This is a genomic window from Photorhabdus antumapuensis (assembly GCF_020387775.1).
Taxonomy (GTDB): Bacteria; Pseudomonadota; Gammaproteobacteria; order Enterobacterales; family Enterobacteriaceae; genus Photorhabdus; species Photorhabdus antumapuensis.
The window spans coordinates 1-22,678 of the sequence record NZ_JAHZMK010000042.1 but is presented as its reverse complement, the minus strand read 5'-3'; the positions used below and the strand labels follow the sequence as shown (position 1 = coordinate 22,678).

Here is a 22,678-nt window from a genome sequence, read left to right as displayed (position 1 = left end):
GTTGCTAGTGTTCACTGTTCATTTATCAGAACGGTTTGTACAAGCTATATTTAATTATCATTGCGAGTTTGCTTGCACACTATTTATAAACTATAGGAGATAATAATGTTTTAATGAAAATTAAATAAACGTAATCTATTTATATTTTTGGTGAAATACGTTATTTGTTTAATGCCAAGTTTATTCATTATACCTAATAGATTTCGAGTTGCATCGCGACGGCAAGGGAGCGAATCCCCGGGAGCATAGATAACTATGTGACCGGGGTGAGAGAGTGCAGCCAACAAAGAGGCAGCTTGAAAGATAACGGGTATAAAATAATATTTTATAAGGATTAGGGTATATATTAGATGGGAATTGTAAGCTATGTTTAATAGTGATCGGTATTCAATTTCAGAACGAAATAGTTATTTCTAAAGCGTTATGCCTGTAGTAATTAATTAACATAAATATAATCTGATGGAATTATCATATAATAATATTTTTTTATTTAGATAGATTAGAGAGAAATATTATTACAACTAATTTCCAGGTCTTTTGTGGACAACGGAGAAAACTACACTATTATGGAATTGGTGCATTGAAATAATTAATGCCGATATATACCTAATAGATTTCGAGTTGCATCGCGACGGCAAGGGAGCGAATCCCCGGGAGCATAGATAACTATGTGACCGGGGTGAGTGAGTGCAGCCAACAAAGAGGCAGCTTGAAAGATAACGGGTATAACAGTTTAGTAACTACATCACAGTCCATAATAACAGACTGAACATATTAAGGCTCTATTAGGGAAAAACTTATACCGTTCATGATGAAAAGGCAATGAGGTGTCATGATAACTCATTGGCTGTAATCGGAAAAGTAATGTTAACCAAGTGGAGATAGATATATGTCTAAATACCAGTTAAACCGATATTTATTAGCAATTTCTGTATTATATTCTTTCACATCAGGAAATGTTATCGCCGCCAATCCTAAAATATCTGCATATTATCTGAGTGGGCCTGCTGCGCAGGTTGATACTCAGGAATATTATGCCAGCCTTGATAACTTTAAAAAATTGAGTAGAGATATTGCTAAGAACAAGAGTAACTTTAATACGTTGGTATTGTCTTTTGTCCAGCCTGCTTTTGTTAACTATGAAAAAAACAGCCTGAAATGTTCAGGGTTGTTTGGTTATACCTGTACTTCTGGTCAAATCATTAGCACCAGAGAAGCTAAAAATGCCAGGGCTGATTTTGTGGCATTAAAAGGTGTTATTGCTGATTTAAAATCTCATGGAGTGGGTACTTATATTGCTGTAGGTGGATGGAACTTTAGTTGTTATCCGAAAATTTATGATATCACTGCCAGCAAAAAAGATGCTTGTGGTAATGAACCCGGTGCAGTTTATGATATTTTCCCCAATCCACTGACCAAAATTCCTCGATTTGACAGTACTATTACAGGTAAAGCAGCAGATAAGGCATATAGAAATATTGTTAATTTGGCGGCCAATTTAGGTGTGGCAGGGATTGATGTGGATTATGAAGAGTTTTGGCACGCTGATATTAATGCAAAAAGCTGGAAATTAACGCCTGACTCGATCAAGGTTCCCTCTAATAACAGTGAAACGCTTATTACATCAACTTTAATCGCAAAGGGATTAGGCGGTTATGTTTATGATGCATCAATGAAGATTGTTCCTGGCGCAGAAAAAATTCCCCGTGCGATGCCTGCAACCGTGGATAAATTCGCTGCTATTTTAAAGTCTTTTTACACCTCAATTAATGCAGTTAAGCCATCGCTTAAGCTAAGTACGGCTGGTCCTGCAACGGGAGGTATCCCGAATATGTCCGCTAATTGGGGAACCAATGCGAGGAATAGTGATATTTATGGTGGTGCCTGGTGGGGAGGAAATCTCTATGGTTTGATTTATAATACTGCGCTGAGTTATCCCAATTTGATCAACCGCCTCAGTTATATTGGTGTGATGACCTATGATTTAAGTGAAAAAGATTGTGGATTTATTGGGGGAGGTGAAACATATATTCCTTGTGACCTGCCTGGACAAGTTAAGTATTATTATGGTCAATATATTAACTGGCTTAAATCAGGCAATGAAGTTGTTACCTTCCATGTCAAACTGAAAGGGGCACGTAATTACGCTCAGGCATCAGTTCAACCTCAAAAATTATTGGTTTTGCCGCCTATTACAGTTGGATTTGAAGTTGGTAAACCCGCAACCGGTAATTTACCGCTTACGAAGAGCGCTCTCAACAGTATATTAGATGGTACGATTAAATATGGTAAAACGGGCCTCATTATGTGGGATCTATTTAAGAATGAACGTTATGACGGTAATAACTGGAAAGATGAATGGGCAACTCCTAATGATCTTTTGTCTACGGCTTGCAAAAAAATAGGGCTGACAGGAGAACATTATAATTGCGATAGCTCTGTCCCGACACCTGATCCTGTTCCGGCTGTTATCAAGAAAGAATATTGATGTTGATATTCCATCTTTAATTCTGCGGACATGCGGGTTTCCTTTAAAGGCGACCCGCATTATTAAAGAACGGTGGGACTTACCGGAAATGCTGAATCTTCATCATTGATAGATATTGCCCCGCGGTGTACTGCGGGGTAACAGATGAAAATAGGTAAAACTATGGTGTTCTTGATGCTGTATCGTTTTCATCCTCACTGACGATAAACCACGGAGTGTACTGTTTTTCTCGCAAATATTTCTTAGCGGTGATGACCTTGTATTCCCGTCCCAATGGATCATAAAGATGGGTATCGGCAAACAGATCATCTCGTGCGCTGTCATCACTAACGTAGCGCCAGTCATTCAGAAAATAGGGTTGATAAGCACGTACAGGTTGGCCTTTGTCGTCATACTCTGTGCGGCCGGAAACAGCCCATCGGGTGTTTGTAGCGGCACTGACCAGAACGCCATTTGCATCCACAACCAGCCCACCGTCCTCTTTACGTTGCCAGGCATCACCGGGCTCATGACGGGCTGAACTCTGGAGTAACCGGCCAAAACCGTCACTAAAACTCACCATCTGTTGGTGTTGCTGTTGCGGATCGTTATCGTAGCGGTCAGTGGTGATCCCCAGTACATGTGGTGGTAAACGGGGAATACTTGCCAATAGCGAGATGAGTTGAATCGCTAGGTTCTGATGGCCTATTCCCCGTTTCCCGCCTAGCGCGCACACTTTCCCATCTTCGGTAACCATATGAGCGGCACGCAGTTGCGCCCATAGCGCTTCTGCTTCTACTTGTGATTGAGAAAGCTGAGACAGCGATAACGACGGCATCCAGCTATCAACGGCATAGACTAAACATTGGGCAACTGGGAGGGTGCCGGTTAACGCTAGCGCTTTGTCTACGGAGTCTGGTGGTGTAAAGGGCTGGTTGGAATAGCCTGTGGCTTGTCCTGCCTCCGTACCCCAGAACCGGCTGGTGGTTACGCGACCTAGTGCATCCAGTGTCACAATATGTTGATTATCATTAATATCGGTCAGTTGTACCGGTGTAAGGAAACGATAATCGTAACGGGCTTGCGTCGTTAATCCAGCGGCATCCTGAGTCTGTATTATTACACAATGATGGGTATCCCAGGTCAGTGTGGTTTTCCCTGTCAGCAACGAGTTACGCTGGGCCTGAGGCCGCCAAAACTGTGTGGCATCACCGTAATCGGTATAGCCTTGCCGTGCCACCCATACCGGGCTTTCTGATCCGGTATTAAACAACCGCGCGACTTGCTGATAACCGGCCTGTATCAGTGTGGTATTCAATGTCTGCTCTTCAATCACGCCCTCATACGCTTGTAATGAGGTATCGTCCATCATGGCGGTTTCTTGGAACGCCACCAGCGCCTGTAATGTAGGTTTTTCCAATGGAACTTCTGATTGACCGGCGGTATAAAACGTCTGTTGTTGCCCCAGATAAATGGCCGCTTTTTCATCTGCTAGCAGGCCATCTGCTTTTAGCAAGATTTCAAGAGAAATCCCTTCGGCCGGAATTTTGGTCCGGTCATAAGTATAAACATCCCGGCGTTGTGCATTCGGTAAGCCTAATCGCCAGTTTTCCCCGTCAGTCAGGTGATGCCAGCTATTTTTTTGCCTCACCAGACGTAATAGTTGTTGCTGGTCATCATAGCTACTGTCGAACAGTGTTTCCGGTAGGGTTGGCGGATAGGGATTTACTGCCGGTTTTTCGCGGCGCGGCCAGGCAATATCGACACTTTGCAGTGATTGACCAAAGATATCGTGTTGCAACCAGATACTCTGGCTGAACTGAGGATCACTGATGATGCGTTCATAGTGGTAACTGCGATTTTCAATGGCGGTAACCCAGGCAGATAATTCGGTTTCTTTATCTACGAGAATAGAGCGGACCTGATAGCGTGACTCACTGACGGTATAAGGCACCGTTTGCTTATCCGTTCCATCCAGACCGTAGAGCTCGGTACGTAGCAGTTGGCCTTTAAGTGCCCGCGTTAGCCAGTCACGTTGTGTCTCATTAGGGGTGAATGCTTGGTCTGTCTGGTTGGCGTTATCCCAGACGGTATAACGGGTTTCAAATCCGCTATAAGCCTGAGTATCTGCCTGCCAATATTCCGTGGCTAATTGGTTGTCTACTTCATCTATCCCGGTGGCAAACCAGCTAATGTTCAATGACGGTGCAGCTTGTTCGGGGGCGGTGCCGTGAGAAAATGTTGTGGTATCTGTCTGTTTGATACAACCAAATCCCCTGAATTCCCGCTCTTTACCATCCCAGACACCGTGGCTGTAGCTGACTTCACTGGTGAGCCGGTTACCGCTGATTTCATCCTGAATTTCGGTATACCACAGCAGATGCATTGGAAATGGCAGGTAACAAGCCGGGGATTTGCCTGCTTTGGTGAGTTGTAATTTCTCATCCAACCAGAATTGCGCGGAGCTACGATAATGTAGAGTGTGATGTGCACCCCGGTTATTGTTCATCACATTTAGCAACCAGGGTTTGGTTAGCGACAAATCACAACGCCAGTGATGTGGCGCCATATGTGGCACTGTCAGGATCAGACTGGCTATCCCTAGTCCTTGAATATCGGCGACTTGGAGTTGGCAAGTGTTGTCAAATTGTACGCCTTCTGGCAAAGCTAACGTCAGCGGGGCATCAAACTGATTACCACTTTGGTTGAGATAAATGAGCAAAGAGCCGGATTGCGCATAGATAAGGTCAGTGGTGCCGGAGCCGTCGATATCCGCCAAAAACAGCCGTTCGGGATTGAAGCTAGTTTCAGGTTGGCTAAATCCTGGCAGGGTCAGTGGTTGACCGAAACGGCCATGTCCCAGATTAGGCCAACAGGTGACACGATTAGCGCTGATTTCTACCAGATGTTGTTGACCGGAACCGAGCATATCACTGAAAGCCACCAGTTTGCGGGCATCGGTTCCAGTAATGGGTAGCGTGATACCTGTGGATTGGGGGACATCTTGTCCTTTACGCCAGCCGTTTCGCTGGTTGGCGTACAGACGCACGCTTTTCGGCCCGATTAACACTAAATCGGATAAGCCTGCCCCGGTAAGGTCAGCGAACTGGACGCTTGGATGAAAATATTCCACGGGCAAGGCATTGATTGGCGTAAAGTGTGTCCATTTTCCATCGGGTTGCTGGCTATGGTATCCACGAATACCAGAGGCGGTGACGACCCAATCCAGTTGGCCGTCTCCGTTGATATCCATCAATGAGGCATTATCCTGCAAACTGGGTAGGGTAGGTAGTGGGGCGATTTTGTCGTAAGTGACGGCATTACTGTCTCCGCCTTCCTGACGTTGCGGCGCTTTATACCACCAGGCGCCGCGCTCTTGGTACAACATACCCGGCAACCCTTCTCCCCGCAGATCAACTAATTGATAACGTTGCTGCGAGTTAAAATTATCTAGTGCATCAAAACGTTGCCATGTTGGCGTCTTCTCTAGGTCGAACCGCTGCCAGGCTAACTCTAATGGTGGCAGAGTGATTGGGCTGCCGTCCGGTTCGTGACTCAATTGGCGGGCGGCAATCAATGTGGTAACGCTAGCATTTCTATCGTAATCCAGTATTAAGCGTCCAACCAGTTCCGGGGCATCATTGGTACCGGCTTCTCCGGTCATTAGCGCGGTACGGTGAAACATCAGTACTTGTTGACATAAGCGGCGAGTACGTACTTCAAAACCGTATTCATAGCGGGAGAAGAGATCCGAGCGTACCGACCATTGTGCTGTACCTGTATCCCATGCCGGTACGGTATGAAGTGAAGTATCGCGTTCACCGTGGTCAAAGAGCAGATGAAATAGCCACTCTTCCGGTGCGGGAGGGGTGTTATCCAGTACGAACAGGCTGGCTTGTGGTTTGATGTTACCGTAGTTCACCTGAACCAGATAGCGCTGTGCGGTGACATTGGGATGACTGGTTTTTTCATTGTCGTCACAATGGGCTTCATCTTCGGCTCGGTATTGATAGCTGACATGCTCACCGGTCGGCGTCACGGTTTCTTCCAGCAACCACTGGGCGATTTGTTGGTCGTTTTGCGGATTTGCCAGACAAGCCTGTGCGGTTTTCCCTAAGATGTGCAGTTGGCCGTTCGATGACCATATCAACCAGAAAGCGCGCCCCTCTTGACCGGAGGTAGGTTGCCAGTATTCGATTCTGCTGAAATCTTGGATCTGGCGGGCTTGATAGCGGGTCACGGTATAGGAGATTGGCAGGGTCATGCCTTGCAGCGTCTTAACGTCTTGACGGATATCTGGTTGCCCTTGGTCATTCAGGGCGATATTCATGACCTCGCCTTGTGGGGATAAGAACGTGTCGTCATTACCGTATTGTGGAATGCCATGTTGGGTGCGTCGGCTAATCGTCATGACGCCACATTGCCAGCCGATACCGAAAGGCCCGTTACCTGCACTGTTGCTGTAAATCAGCGATAATCCAGGCGCAGTCCCTCTGCCGGTCGAAAGGGGCAACGGCAGAGATAGCGTGGCCATTCCATCAGGGCCGGCAGCACTTAGCGCTTCTCCCATGCCATTGATAGCACCGCCCCCTTTGGGAAGTGACAGCGTTGTAATCGATACTTCTGGTGAATCCTGCATAAAGTACTCCTTACAACAGGCCCCTAACAGGGAGGGACCTGTGATCGACAAAGAAAAAAAATTTATGCGTCTCGAATGATGTAATTCAGATGCACAATGATGTCACTCAAATTAGCAACCAACTCGTGTTGTGATCCCTCTTTACCGGCATGGAAAATATTGAGCTCCAGTGTACCGGTTGTTGCATTTCGACCTTCAAAAGGCAGAAAACGGCTGTCGTTAAAGTCGGTAACAAACCGGCCTCCGTCATTTACACCGTGTGATAAGGTAGCGATTTCCGCACCCATGACTAGCGTGGCTTCAAGATCTTGATATGGCCCTAGAAGTGTTGGTAGGGTGACGGCGATACGTTTAATGCGGCGTTTCTTCTCGTTACCCAGATTATAAGAGTTATCCAAACCTAGCTGACTCAAATCCAGAGTTGCTTGGAAAGTATCCTGTGCCAGAGCCAGAGTGACGCCACCGGATGGGGATACCGTTTCTCCGTTAAGCACCTTATTGATATTTTTGCTCAGCGTCCCTGTACCAAACAGGGTATCCAGTGACACGGTGCGGATGGCTTCCAGCCCAATGCCACCACGAGCAAGCCAGATGGCATCCAGTTTCTGTAGCTCTGAACTTAAACCTTCTCCTGCTAACAGCCCTTGCCACAGATCATTCCACACCGGAACCTGGAATAGGCTGTCACTGTCTTTCTCGCCTAATTCCTGAACTAATGCGGCTTTTGCCTGGAGACATATTGGCAAAGTGGAATCATACATCTGGTAATAGAGCGCGGAGAGACGACCGGCCATCCAGTTATATAACGCCTGTCCGGTGAAGCGAGTGGTTTGCAGGTCATAAATTGCTTGGGCATTTGCCTGCTCAGTTTCAGAGAGCGTGATCTGTTTTTGTGCCATCGTAATCTGCTCTTGCAGGCTTTGTATCTGGGCATCCAGTTGGGTTATTTCGTTATCAGCAATATCCCGTTGTAGCGTCCATTCCTCCTGACGACGCTGATAACCCGCTGTCACTTCTGAAATGCCCGCACTTTGATCTTGAATACCTGCACCCACTTGGGTTGCTTGCCCGGAGCCAATTAATGGTGCTCCCCATTCAGATCCACCGTTAGCTAGCCCAAAGACGTTAGGTACCGCGTTGGCAATGCCGCCGGCAATCAGTAATCCTGTCGCAACGCCATTGGTGATCATTGCGGTGCTGCGCAGCGTCAGACCGGCGATTTCTGCCGCTGACAGACCACCGTTAATCAGGTCGCTGTAATGTTTTTGCCGCAATGTCGCACCGTCACGGCTGGCCTGTAATGCTGTCAGGCTGTGTTGTAATCCTTTTAGATTATTTTGTTGTATATCGTGCTGTTGTTTCAGGATGGCTTGCTGTTGAGTCTGCAACAGTAGCGTCATTTTTTCATTATCCTGACGCTCTAATGTCGTTTGTAAGCTGTTGCCGAACTGAGTCAACAAACTGACGGCAGTGCGGGCGCGTTCTACCAATAGTGGATAGCGCCAGCCTTGAACACTCCCTTGACCGCCTGCTGCACTGCTGCCTGTGCCATCTCCCCCGGCTTGTTGACGTTGCAGGGTTTTCGGATCTACCGGAGTGGCATACAGGGGCAGATTTAGTGGTTGACCATCCAAGCTTAGATTGTGGCGCAGGTTGTACAAGCGTACTTCAAGCTTATCCCAGTAACCGAGCAGCACATCGTTGTACGGTGGCAGGAAATTGCCGTCACCAATATCGGCGGTATCACCTGCACTTAGCCAGGCGGCAAACGTCATCACTTCTGGTGAATTGAGCAGTGTTGGTGTGGCGATTTTGCCTGCTTCTACACTCAGCGTCGGATTTGGCCAGGTATTGGTGGTATGGATATCAGGACGTGGCCCTAGTAACTGTTGTGCCTGAATGTAGTACATTTTGGCTTCGACTAAAGTATCACGCTCAAGTTGACGGTAAGCGCTATCGCCGCGGGCAATCAATAGATCAAGGGTATGCAGGAATATCGCTAGCTTGTAATGCATTGGGTCTGCCATTGCGATCACATCTGGATCAGTGGTGGCAGGCTGTGTGGTATTCCATGCGGTATCCAGTTCCAATGGCATCACATTCCAATAACGTGGTTTACTGCCATCCATAATGAGCTCGCCATTAGCATCACGGTAACCGGCGCTGCGGAAAATATATTTAAACCAAGTGTCCGCGTCTTCGTAACGCTGCTCGGTTTGCATACGGACCGCAATTAAGAAAGGAATATGGAAGAAAATTTCCCATAGATAAATACCATAGGGGCCACTGAAATTATCGACCGGATTAGATCCGCCAAATTGTTTCTGAACGTCGTAATTAAGTAGTGCATCAAGGCTAATATCTAATAGCGCGTTGAGATCTACATAGTTCGGGAGGTGTAAATCAATGGCAGAACCAGAAGGTGGTGTAAATTGCTTACCATCTGATGAGAATGTGCCGTAGGAGGTAAATATATATGCCGTAAGATTAAAACTACAATAACTGCTATTGTTATAGCTTTTGCCATGACACATGCGTAACTTAATATCTAAATAATCTTTTGAGGGTAAATCTGCGCTTCCTGTATTAGTCAGACTCTTAATTACCGCCTGTGATGAGTCATAACATAATGTTACTCCGGTTTCTGGGGTAGCTCCACCCGTATTTTGTAAAGTAAGAACTTTTCCATCTTCTGAAATATTCATCTGGGCATCAGAACCATATTGTGAGCTTACTTCAGTTGGGCTTGATGAACCGGTTGCTCCCTGTCTAGTGTAATTGGTAAAAATAAGCTGAGTGCTTTTTTCCTTTTTCTTTGAAGTCCAGTTATAGTCACTGTTCATAACCCAGACATTCTCAGTTTTAGATAAGTGATCACTTTCGTTAGTAATATTAAACCAGCGGATATGCAGCTTATTATTTTCCCAAAAGGATTCTACCGTATCTAAATAGGGCTCACTAATCCCGGCATTAATTGCTCGCCACTCTGACCACTGATCTGGTTTCAGCTTGCCGCCATCAGTTATTAGGGTTAATTTCCGCCAATAAAATGCATAAGGCGCATTTTGTGTACGGCCAATAAAAAAGATCGTTTTCTCATCCTGACCTTTCGTTGCATTGATATAGTCAAGGGTAACCAACGTGTCATAACTAATGAGATAATCACGCAGTTTAGATTCGACTAATTCACTTTTTAATTTCCCTTGAGAAATACCCTGTTCAAATGCGGTAAATATTTCGGTCTTATTCAATCGCAATGTTGGATCAATATAATCCCCGGCATAGAATTTCAACCGCTCCTTGCCAGCCCAAGTACTATAACGGTGGTTAAAACTATCCCAGTTATATAAAAACTGCTCATCGGCAAAATAGGATTTTGCTGAATCTGCCAGTGTACCGTCATAGCCCTCTATTGCACGATGGATAAACAGTTGCAGACTGCCAATAGCTTCGGACAACGGTGAAGTGGTAACAAGATCACTAATTTTGGTATCCAGCAACAGATATTCATACAGATCATCGGCGGTCTGGATACTCTCTTTTAAATCTGCCGGCACCTGGGTAGCAATATAATGGGCAACCAATGCATCACGACGCGCTTCTTTCAATGTTTGTGTAAATAAAGATTCAGACATAATCAATTCCTTCTTATCCGGTTACTGACGATTGCTGATTGCGGCACTTAAGTTTTGGGCTACCGATGCCAGTAAGGCGTTATTCTCGGCGGTAGGATCTGCTTGCATCATGGTCAACAGATTGCCCAGCGTGGTACTGCCTACATTTAAGCTTTGTCCGACGCGTAACCAGGTCAGAAGCTGCCAGAGTGATGTAAAACTTTTCGGCCAGTTATTTTCCCCTAATAGCAAAGTATTGACTTGCGCTACCGTACCTTTATCCATTTCATGCAATGTGGCGATAAGTGAAGCTGCATTTTCAGCCGTCATATCTTTAGCATTTAATTGATCGAAACAGCGCATCGCTTCATCACGGGAAACGGTGACCTGAGTTTGCCACTGTTTAAAACGTGATAGCGTGAGTAATAGCATCAAATCAGGCACAGGGGCGCTAGTGATGTTGTTTATCAGATAGTTAGGATGTGTTGTTAGCAGTTGCAGATCTTGTTCGGTCAGGCTCAGCCATTTCACAATGAGAACAAGTTGGCTTAATCGCTGAGTCGCAATCACCAGCGTCGTATCGGCTTGTAAGTCATCCAGCGTGGCATCGTTACGACTAAACAGGGTTTGAATGGCGTTCCAGTAATTAACCAGTGTAAAAGGATCGCCACTACCGGCTGTGATTTTCTCCAGCCATAAGGTGATGATGCCCATCACATTGCTCTTAATGCCGAAACCGGCACTTAGGGCACGCAGCACTTTCTGCTGTAACGCTGGGTCCATCGTTGCTTTAGTGGCAGCTTGACTATTCACGCTGTCACAAACGTTTTCCAAGAAATTGAACATCTCAGCAGTGGCGGTGCCGCTCCACTGGGTACTCACCATCCCTTGCAAATAAGCCAGACTTAAGTTTACAGATGACATCCAATCCAGCACCTGCTCGGTACGGCGTAAAATCACCAGCGGTTGCAGGGATTTTGCCTGACCTAACTGTTGCAACAAGATATCTTTTCCGCCTTCCATCAGGCGCCATAAAATTTCGGCTTGGGCAAATGTCAGCCCAAACAAACGGGGAATGGCGCCGAAGCGATACAACTGACTGGCGGTATATTCATCCAGAGTAAAATTGCCTGCATTACCGAAACAATAGCAACCAATACGGAAAAATTCATTGCTGGTTACTCCCAATGCTTTGCAGCATATTGTGGATAGTTCATCCTGCTCATTTTCTGCATATTTCACCGCTGTACCTAACGCAATGACATGATTACCGTCGGCAGAGCGGAAAGCAGTTTCATAGAAACTCGGTGTCTGGTCTGGCGTGTAGGGGTTTACTGCACTAATGAACGTCACAAAGGTATTGGCATCAAGCCCATAGCGCTGTTTCAGGCTGACATACTCTGCCAGTGCTTCAAGGACTGGCTTATCCAGCACAATTTTGTCGTGGTGGTCCGGCACACTACGGCTGGCATTGGCAATCAGCCAGTCCAATTCTTCAAATGATAGCCCGGTCTGGGATGATAAACGCACCAGCTTTTCAGCGCGACCGGCTAAGGCGACTACCGTATCGTCAGTGAAATTCAAGCTTTTGCCATCGGTTTGTATCCACAGATATTGACCATCAGCCGCGGCTGTTAGTGTGCTGTTCAGATAAGCGGCCCCGTAGACATTGACACGGGTAGCGGCGGTTTCCCCAAAACGAACATAGCGGCTGGCGGCTTTCGCATCAACGCTGCTTTGACTATAAGATTGCTGAGCGGTCAGATCCATTAATTGATTGAAATTTATCCGGGTTTTCTCACAGAAGGTTTCGATAGAATTCAGTGCTGTAGTTAACGCGGAGGCCGAAGATGCCGTTTCCTGTAAGCTACTGCCGCCAAGGCCATAATGGTGGGTAATATCATCTTCTGTCGGTGCCGGATTGGTCATCAACTGATAACTTACCGGCGTCAGTGACAAGGTTTCGCGGGCTGGTGGCGATGGAATATCGTTAATAGCGGGAGGAATAACATCATCTGGGTTTGTCGGGGTACCTGAACTATCGCTGCAAAAGGTTAATAACAGCCCATTGTCTTTTGTCCCATTGATCACCAGCGCATTTTTCCAGTTTGACTGACCGGAACTATCTACCGCGATATAACCCTGCTCGGTTTTCAGGTAATACTTATCCTCGCTGCGTTCCAGTGTGACTGGCAGATGAAAGCTTGGTAAAGGCTGAGTACTGCCTGATTTATTGGCTACTTGGGCGAAAATACCGTTTTGATCCGGGTTGGTTGGGCTGTTACCTCTTAAGAAACAGCCGGTTAGAACATTACCGTCTCCCATCTTTGTACCATCGGGAGCCCTCAGGTAGTAACACTGTTTTGCCATTGACCAGGTGAGTTGTAATGGTGCGACGATGGCGGCAGCGGCTTGATCTGGATTACCTGCAATCAATTGTGCGCCGACAATGCCACTCCCGCTGGTGTACTGTGACAGGTAAACCATTGGTTGCCCGCTGAATCCTACCGCTTTGAAATAAAACGTATTACCGGCAAAAAATGTGTCTTGATTATCATCTTGGGCAGTGAAAAGTTTAAGTGTATTAGTCTTATCAGCTTGCTCTGAAACCGCTTGTGCCGTGGTATCGGTCAAAGTATTCCACACACCGTTCAGAGTTCTGGCTTGTGCCGATAAAGCGGAATCGATTTGCGACAGGTGATCGTCATAAGGCAGCGTCATTGGGAAGAATGCGCTGGACAGCTCAGCAATATCTTTACTGCCTTTTTGTAGCACATCCAACAAGATATCAAGGGAAGTGACCTCTTTATTCATGGTCGTTTCACTTAATATCAAGTCTTTCAGATCAGCTCGGCGATTATCAATATGCAAACTGGAATCTGATTTATGCAGATCTTTAGCAACCCTGTAGAGTGCGGAAGCATAACGGCCCGGTGAGAATAGGGATTGAATAGAGGCAGCGTCGGCATATTGACTGGCGCGATTCATTAAATCGCTGAAATCCCCGTCACCGCCAATATTTTCTACCAAAGCATCTTTAAGCACAGATACGTTGGATTGTGCGTTAAGTTTAGCCAGTCCATTAATGACCGGTTCCTGACGTAATTGCCAGGCTCGATAGAGGGATTTCAGATTTTCTGCCCGTTGCCGAGCCTGACGATAGACGGTACTCGCTTCTTTGGCGGGCAGGGTAGGAACGGACTGCACGAAAGCAGCCCGGCTGATTGACGCGATATCAAAAACGTTTTGATAACCAGCGTCAAGCAGGGGCTGTTCGGATGTACCTGATAAAAATGATATTTTATTTTGCATAACAGCCACCATCACATGGTTTAGAATTAGAACGTCTTGGAAGGTTAGTTTCGAAAATCGAGCTAGCTTTCTTGGTGTGATAATTCATAAATATTCCTTTTTATTTCCGTTTGTTTATTTCTGGTTCAATTAAGGTAATAAAGAGATAAACAAAACGACCAGTATGAGAAATTTCATCCAAGGTGCTGATAGCAAAAGTGTTACAAAAATGAAAATTAATTTATGATGATAGGCTAGTTCATCATCTATCTTAGGTATTTAGAATCATTTTCACTATTTGGTAAGAGTTGTTAACTGATGGAGGCGTGACTTTATAGCGTGGAAGCTTATTATGTTAAGCTTAATTTTTATTAATGTAGGAATAAAAAATTAATTTAATCATGGTGGTAAGGAAACCATGCAACGGTTTTAGCCTGAAAATAATCAGGCTGACATTTATCGGGGCATTTCTGGTCTTTGATCAGCTAATTTGTCGATCATTTTTGATTGTTGGGTAAATAGATTCCTGCCGAATATGTTGGCTGGCTAAAACGCACAAAAACCTATTTTGTTTGCTCTTGCCAGCTTCGTTTGAGCGATAAAGTGAGTTGTTATTACTGCATCTTACGCCACAATGGAATGATATTGGTCAACACATCAGGGGGAGGGCAAGGATCATTCACCTTTACCATTTTCCATAAACCGGTCTGGCTTTTACGGGCGGCATTATTGGACATGAAGACTTGATATAACGAGCCTGTATCGCCAGCATGATTATGGGTATCAAGAAAACCTTTATTTCCCCATCGATTATAGAGGGAGATACTATCGTCTTCTCTGATATTTTCATTTGGTGGTGTGGTTTCACAATGAATAACCCATTCTAATGTCGCTCTTTTGCGGATATCTGAGGTGTAGACTTGATGTATTTCGGTTAATTGTTCATTTTGATTCACCACATCATAATATCGTAAATAACCACCATCGCAGTAATACAGGTTGTGAAGTAAAATAATATCATTATTGATTATTTCACTGCCGACAGGTTTTCCTGTTGCTGACTCAATTCTCCAGGCGCCGCCATAAATAGCTAAAGAAGCATCTACGGTTACCACGCCATATTTTGTTCCGGGTTTATTACCGTTGCCAAATACACTGAGATACCCGCCGCTCCAGTTCTTGTAGCTGTTTAATATTGTCACGGTATCGCCATATTTAAGTACACTATCCATCGTTTCCTCGGAAAATAGGTTATTGCCATTCAAACAACTGATACTTACCCTGAAATGACTTTCCATCCGATTAGGTTATTAGTGCATAACTTCTGGCGTTATTTCAGGGGGCGAACAGGTTATCTCGCCTTTTGTCTGATCCCTTGTGGACTTAAAATAGGGTTGAATTCCTGCACTGTTGAATATTCATAGCAATGGGAGATAGGAAAAGAAAAGATCAAAAAATTAATTTTTATCGGATAGGGGACTATTTGAAGGATGACCGACTTTGGCCTGTTATCAGGTTACTTGAAGGAGTAAATGATGTTTTTTTGTTTGTAACCGTGTTCATATCAGTAAAAGCGGCATAATACCGCTTTAATTTATTGATAAATGTCATCTCTACTGGCGTTATCAGAGTGGTATATTTTTGCTTTTTGATTCAGGAGTGTGACCAAATTAACACGACTACGCTGTCATTGTAATTATTATTGCTGCCATTGCTGGCACCGATAATGGCGGTTCCCGGTTTTTCGTCAAGGGTGTTATAGGCGTAACGGAGTTTGCAGGGTTTGCCGTCGCCTATCATTTCAATGCAGACTTTTCCTGTGCTTGATGAGTAACTTTTAAAGCCCAACACACTACTGACACTTTGGTTGATTAATGTATCGACTAATTGATCGTCAATATACACTTTTATTGTCTGCTGATGAGCTGTATTACCATAGGCTGACAGGCTAAGCTTTATATTGTGAGGTAACTGAAAACAGTGTTTACCGGTGTTAGTGCTGCCACATATTCCGCCACAGCTTCTATACTCACTACCTAACGAATCGATATCAACCGATACGGCGGCTTGAATTTTTTTAAAGGTGACTCCGTTCCAGTAAGCTTGAATAAAGGAGGGGTCACTATCAATAACCTGAGATTTTGTATTGTATTGGATGTAATAACTATCTTTGAAAAAGTAAATAATAGAGCCGGCGGTATTCTTCCATAAAATAACAGCATCGAGATCTTCACTAAATCCTGCATATTTCCCGGTAGTGCCCCATCGGTCTGAAATGGTTTTCTTATTAATCGTGTGTAAACTGACGGTGTAATCGATGCAATCTCTGCCTTTAAAGAAACAGACAACATCTTGTTTTGTATCCACCCATTCTGTAGCTGCGTCTATACCATTTTCAAATCCAGTATCTTTCAACCCCGGCCATCCTTCAATAATGGGTTTTGGCCCATCAATCACCAGAGCTTTGGCTATATCGAATTTAAGGTATTGAGAGCCTTTAAAAAAATATAATGAGCCATTTAAATTAATCACATCGTCAATATCTTTTTGAAACTCGATAGGGAGACCAGGCCAATCGTTGCTGATAGATTGGGGATAGTCAGTGTCTGCTTTATCGTCTGAGTCGTTATATCTAATGTTTTCTGAGTTAAGAAATAGATAGGTGTTTGAATTCATTTTTTACATCCTTAATCATGGTTAATTTGAATGTCATTTTAATGTGTTTACTCGATTTTCTATTTTCAGATATCACAGCGATATATTATTGTCTCATGATAATGGCCAATTCAACACTACCACACTATCATCATAATTGTCATTGGAACCATTGTTAGCGCCGATAATGGCTGATCCTGGTTTTGCTTCGAGTGTGTTATAGGCATAACGGAGCTTGCAGGGTTTACCCTCTCCGATAATCTCGATACAGACTTTGCCGGTACCTGATGTGTAGGTCCTAACATCTGTTATGTGACTTATTCCCTTACCGGTTAATGTATCGACCAATCGGTCGTCGATATAGACATTGATTGTTTGCTGATGAATATCACTATTTACGTAGGCAGTTAGGCCAAAGCGAATACTTTGAGGTAATTGGAAACAGTGTTTACCGGAGTTATTAATCCCACATGTTCCGCCGCAGTTTATATTGATATCACCACCTAATACATTTGGATCAACTGACACTGCCGCTTGAATTTTATTGAAAGTGACGCCTTTCCATTTAGTTTGAATAAGATCGGGTTTACCATACATACTATTCAACATTAGATGTAAGCGGAGATACTCATTGCCTTTGAAAAGATAAATAAAATAACCGGAGTTACGCCATAAAATCGCGGCATCTAAATTCGCGCTAAATTTCGCGTATTCTCCGGTAATTCTCCATCTTTCTGCGATGGTTTTTTTGTCAATGGTATGTGAGCTAACCGTATAATTGATACACTCTTTGCCTTTAAAGAAACAAACGATATCTTTTTTTGTATCTATCCACTCTGTGGCGGCGTCTATCCCATTTTCAAATTCCGTTCCTGCTAATCCCGGCCATCCCGCTATAATAGGTTTTGGTCCATCGATCACTTGTGATTTTGCAATATCGAATTTAAGATATTGCGAGCCTTTAAAGAAATACAAAGCACCATTTAAATTAATCACATCATCGATATGCCTTTGAAACGCAATAGGCAGATTAGGCCAATTGTGACGGATAGGCTGAGGATAATCTATATCTATATTATTTAATGGATCATTATATTTAATATTTTCTGAATTAAGAAAGAAATAGGTATTTGTATTACTGTCATTATCCATCTTGCTGCCTAATAAATCCATATCAATTAGCACGGCGGCTTGAATTCTTTTGAAGGTCACTCCACGCCAATTAGCGCCAATGGATGTCTGACCATCAATGGTATTCGATTTCAGATGAATCCTGATGTTCGAATTGTCTTTGAACAGGAAAAGAAAAGGGCTACCAATATTTGCCCATAGAATAGCTGCATCCAGATTTTCACTAAATTCTGAGTATTGTTCTGTTATCCCCCATCGGTCTGTGATAGTTTTTTTGCTAACAGTATGTGAACTCACCGTATAGTCAATACAATCGCTACCTTTAAAGAAACAGACGACATCTGTCGTACCCGTTTTTTCTAAATAGGGCCATTCTGTGGCGGCGTCTATCCCGTTTTCAAATTCCGTTCCTGCTAATCCCGGCCATCCTTCTATGATAGGTTTTGGTCCGTCAATCACTTTTGCTTTTGCGATATCAAATTTAATATATTGCGAGCCTTTAAAGAAATATAAATAGCCGTTTAAATTGATCGCATCATCAATATGTCTTTGAAACTCAATAGGAAGATCAGGCCAATCGTTATTTATAGGCCGGGGATAACCAATATCTATATTATTTAATGGATCATTATATTTAATATTTTCTGAATTAAGGAAGAAATAGGTATTTGTATTACTGTCACTGCCCATCTCGCTGCCTAATAAATCCATATCAAGTGATATCGCGGCTTGAACTCTTTTGAAGGTCACACCACGCCAATTAGCGCCAATGGGGGCTTGACCATCAATAGTATTCGATTTCAAATTAATTCTGATGTTCGAATTGTCTTTGAACAGGAAAAGAAAAGGGCTAGCAATATTGGTCCATAGAATAGCTGCATCCAGATTTTCACTAAATTCTGAGTATTGTTCTGTTATTCCCCATCTGTCTGCGATAGTTTTTTTGCTAACAGTATGTGAACTCACCGTATAGTCAATACAATCACCGCCTTTAAAGAAACAGACGACATCTGTCATACCTGTTTTTTCTACATAAGGCCATTCCGTAGCGGCGTCTATCTCGTTTTCAAATTCCGTTCCTGCTAATCCCGGCCATCCTTCTATGATAGGTTTTGGTCCGTCAATCACTTTTGCTTTTGCGATATCAAATTTAATATATTGCGAGCCTTTAAAGAAATATAAATAGCCGTTTAAATTGATCGCATCATCAATATGTCTTTGAAACTCAATAGGAAGATCAGGCCAATCGTTATTTATAGGCCGGGGATAACCAATATCTGCTTCATACGATTTCTGATTGTGTTTAATATTTTCTGAATCAAGAAAAAGATAACTTGATGTATTCATTTATATATCCTTATTGGTGATTTGGATTTAATATGTTGTTTAAATTTGTTTTTTACAACTGAAATTGGTGAGAATAATATTAAGATATGCTGATTTAACGCTCTCATATTGCTTATCTGTCTGGTGAATAGGAAAATTTATTTTATTTAAACTAATACTGATGATAAGTCATAAGCAAGACTATATATTAACAACTCATTAATGGATCTAATATTGTTGGGTTTTGTGCGGCTTACTTTATTTAAGAGTTAAAAATAAACTTTATCTAAGGTATAAAATACAAGATTAATGTGTCATTGTATTTTTTATAGGAGATATTTTAGTCATGAAATTAGAACAGCATGAACATCAAATCTCAATTGAAAGTTCATCTAATTCCAATTCCGTTCCAATAACGGTATGGGAACCAAATTTATATCCTGAAGGTCGATGGATAGATGCGACAACACAGCGAGCTGGCGTGTTGTTTAAGGATTCACTCCGTGTGACTAGCGCTTGGGATATCGTCAGTGTTGGGGGAAGGAAAGCTTTCAAGGCACAAACTTTATCTAAATCATCATATTGTTGTGGTCACTGTCTCGGAGTTGCAACAGATACGCCTGTTGATGCCAGATATTGCTACTGTGAACTTGACTTGTTTTGTAATCCATATCCTGAAATTACACTATGTGTGCTATCCAACAAAACCAATGCAAGCGGTACATATCATGATATTGGTTACGGCTATATGGCGATTCACTTGACTGGAGGGTATAAAGGTAAGCCCCAATGGATGCCATCAAATATTTCGTTAGGTACTTCGATTGACACTGCGACGCCTTATGTCATGGTTAGGAATCATCAGGCTGCTGAGTTGATTCAGTCAGTTAATTTTGTTGGTAAGCAAACGGATGGTATTTATAAAGGTCAACCAACATTAGGTAGTACTCATTCTGGTTTTCCACTGAGTGATGAATGGCCGAAAAATACCTGGTCACGATGGCGTATTGGATTGCTTGCGGCAAATAATGGTACATTAATCATCGAGTGGTATAACACTGTGGCAGATAAATGGAAGGTAGAACTTTGCCAATATAATATGAACACGCTTATGACGGGAAATCTTGCGTCAGGTCAGATTGGGATTATATATGGTACGCTTTCTCGTGCTAGAACAATAGATCAACAAAATTCTCTTTATAGAACACCATTTGATCGAGCGATATTTTTTCAAGATTTTTAAGATAGAATATTGAATCTGGTTATTAACTATCTTGTGTGACATATACAAAGGGGCTTTTTTCTTAGCCCCATATATTGTTGTAATATATACCCGTCATCTTTCAAGTTGCTGCTTTGTTGGCTGCACTCACTCACCCCGGTCACATTGTTATCTATGCTCCCGGGGATTCGCTCCCTTGCCGTCGCGATGCATCTTGAAATCTATAGGGTATAATCGCTGAAATTAATTAAGCCAAATGATTGCACTGAATAACCGCAGAGATAGATGCATATGAATCGATATGTACCGTGCTACCACGTACATTACTCCATTGAGCTTTTATAGTAGAAACATTAGACGCAAGAGAACAACGGGCGACCAGTGTGAATGGCATACGCCCATAGGATTCTGGACTCTTATTACTGTAAGTAAATCCACCAAAAGCCAATTGTTCGCCTTTATCAGTTACAATGATAAAGTTCCCTCCAGGAAAATTGTTACCTGAAGCATAGGGAGTTGGTATATTTAACGTGATTAATGCTGTTAAGCATGGTGAATTCGAATACTTTGAAACATTAAGTTCCAAACCAGGTATATCCACATAATTTTGGTTTGATGTTTGTAAGGGATTGCTACGTGGATCTATTGATGCAAAAACAATTGCCATAATTAATACTCCTAGGTTAGTTATTTTCGTTTTTTCTTATTTAGATCCCTCTATAATGTTTATCCTAATTTTTAATTTATACAAATCACCTTATCATAGGATTCTATTATTTATCTCTTTAAAAATTAAACAAACATCACTGTTTTTTATTAATAAAGTTCATGGCTCAATTAAATAAATAGATGATGTATATTATTTTCACTGATTTTTAACTCAATGTTAATATTTAACTGACAGATAATTTAGATACAAAAATTTCATCATTTCTCTTATTTTTTTATCTGGTGTTGTTCATTTCTGGGTATTGGTGCTATTATAGTTATAACTCAGTCCGTTTAGTGGTTTGGGATTTTCTGCAATTGATCAGATCACAAAAATTGGACTGAGTTTTCTCCAAGTGATCCATGTTTTGAAAAGTTATTTTGTATATGTAAAAATTAATACCATTAATGGATTATAAATAAAGCTATATATTAACAATTCATTAGTGAATTCAATGCTGTTTGTTTTTTTGATTCTTTTAAATTTCTGTAGCTGGTATTTTATTTGGTTGGGTTTTTCTTCTTTTTTTTAAATGATTATGAGGGTTTTTATTTATTTTTAAATTAAATCTAACCCTGATTTTAGGTATAAAAAGTAAGATTGAAGTGTAATTTTATCTTTATATAGGGGGATATTTTAGTCATGAAATTAGAACAACATGAAAGTTCAATCTCAATTGAAAATTTATCTAATTCCAATTCCGTTCCAATAACGGTATGGGAACCAAATTTGTATCATGAAGGTCGGTGGATAGATGCGACAACACAGCAAGTTGGCGTGTTGTTTAAGGATTCAGCCTATGGGACTAGCGCTTGGGATATAGTCAGTGTTGGGGGAAGGAAAGCTTTCAAGGCGCAAACTTTGTCTAAATCTAGCAGTTATGGTAGTCAATGTTTCGGGATTGCAACAGATATACCTGTTGATGCCAGACATTGCTATTGTGAGCTTGATTTATTTTGTAATCCATACCCTGAAATTACAGTGTGTGTATTATCCAAGAAAACCAGTGCAAGCGGTACATATCGAAATATTGGTTACGGCTATATGGCGATTCACTTGACTGGGGGATATAAAGGTAAGCCTCAATGGATGCCATCAAACATTCCATTGGGTACTTCGATTGATACTGCAACGCCTTATGTCATGGTTTGGAATCTTCAAGCGGCTAATTTGATTCAGTCAGTTAATTTTGTTGGTAAACAAATAGATGGTATTTATAAAGGTCAACCGACACTAGGTAGTACTTCTTCTGGTGTTGCACTGAGTTATGAATGGCCGAAAAATACTTGGTCACGCTGGCGAATTGGATTGCTTGCTGAAAATAACGGCACATTAATCATCGAGTGGTATAACACTGTGGCAGATAAATGGAAGGTAGAACTTTGCCAGTACAATATGAATACGCTTATGACAGGAAATCTTGCGTCAGGCCAGATAGGGATTATGTATGGTATGTCTTCTAACGCTACCACAGTAGATCAACAAAATTCTCTTTACCGAACACCATTTGATCGAGCGATATTTTTGCAAGATTTTTAATATGGAATCTGGTTAATTTAATCATCTTGTATGATATATACCTAATAGATTTCGAGTTGCAGCGAGGCGGCAAGTGAATGAATCC

At 42.6% G+C, this 22,678-nt stretch carries 10 protein-coding genes; 3 read left to right on the top strand and 7 right to left on the bottom strand.

Annotated elements, in window-relative coordinates; genetic code table 11:
• Positions 1 to 889 precede the first annotated feature (889 nt).
• Positions 890 to 2,488, top strand: a complete 1,599-nt coding sequence (locus tag KZ793_RS16200) for a toxin (protein ID WP_225816278.1) — start codon at positions 890 to 892, stop codon at positions 2,486 to 2,488.
• Positions 2,489 to 2,648: 160 nt separating this feature from the next.
• On the opposite strand, the gene tcaC is transcribed toward KZ793_RS16200, so the two are convergent.
• From tcaC to KZ793_RS22950, 6 genes are all read right to left on the bottom strand, one after another.
• Entirely contained in the window at positions 2,649 to 7,106 is a 4,458-nt protein-coding gene (gene tcaC / locus KZ793_RS16195; protein ID WP_225816277.1) for an insecticidal toxin complex protein TcaC, read from the bottom strand.
• Positions 7,107 to 7,168: 62 nt separating this feature from the next.
• On the bottom strand, positions 7,169 to 10,741 hold the full coding sequence (gene tcaB / locus KZ793_RS16190) for an insecticidal toxin complex protein TcaB (protein ID WP_225816276.1): 3,573 nt from the start codon (positions 10,739 to 10,741) through the stop codon (positions 7,169 to 7,171).
• A gap of 21 nt (positions 10,742 to 10,762) precedes the next feature.
• Positions 10,763 to 14,044: an insecticidal toxin complex protein TcaA gene (tcaA, locus tag KZ793_RS16185; protein ID WP_317987474.1), complete on the bottom strand. Its 3,282-nt coding sequence runs from the start codon at positions 14,042 to 14,044 to the stop codon at positions 10,763 to 10,765.
• 581 nt (positions 14,045 to 14,625) lie between these two features.
• On the bottom strand, positions 14,626 to 15,243 hold the full coding sequence (locus tag KZ793_RS16180; RefSeq protein WP_225816274.1) for a hypothetical protein: 618 nt from the start codon (positions 15,241 to 15,243) through the stop codon (positions 14,626 to 14,628).
• Between the two features lie 421 nt (positions 15,244 to 15,664).
• Positions 15,665 to 16,687: a photopexin PpxB gene (ppxB, locus tag KZ793_RS16175; protein ID WP_118985895.1), complete on the bottom strand. Its 1,023-nt coding sequence runs from the start codon at positions 16,685 to 16,687 to the stop codon at positions 15,665 to 15,667.
• A gap of 93 nt (positions 16,688 to 16,780) precedes the next feature.
• The gene (locus KZ793_RS22950) at positions 16,781 to 19,144 is read right to left on the bottom strand and encodes a fucose-binding lectin II (protein WP_397443624.1); all 2,364 of its coding nucleotides are present in this window, start codon (positions 19,142 to 19,144) and stop codon (positions 16,781 to 16,783) included.
• Positions 19,145 to 19,469: 325 nt separating this feature from the next.
• On the opposite strand from KZ793_RS22950, the gene KZ793_RS16160 reads away from it, so the two are divergent.
• On the top strand, positions 19,470 to 20,366 hold the full coding sequence (locus KZ793_RS16160) for a hypothetical protein (RefSeq protein ID WP_225816273.1): 897 nt from the start codon (positions 19,470 to 19,472) through the stop codon (positions 20,364 to 20,366).
• A 226-nt stretch (positions 20,367 to 20,592) separates the two neighbouring features.
• Here KZ793_RS16160 and KZ793_RS16155 read toward each other — a convergent pair whose 3' ends face one another.
• A complete protein-coding gene (locus tag KZ793_RS16155) occupies positions 20,593 to 21,012 on the bottom strand; it encodes a hypothetical protein (RefSeq protein WP_225816272.1) in 420 nt (139 codons plus the stop codon).
• Positions 21,013 to 21,696: 684 nt separating this feature from the next.
• Between KZ793_RS16155 and KZ793_RS16150 the strand changes: the two genes are divergently transcribed.
• Entirely contained in the window at positions 21,697 to 22,593 is an 897-nt protein-coding gene (locus KZ793_RS16150; protein ID WP_225816271.1) for a hypothetical protein, read from the top strand.
• The last annotated feature ends 85 nt before the right edge of the window (positions 22,594 to 22,678 follow it).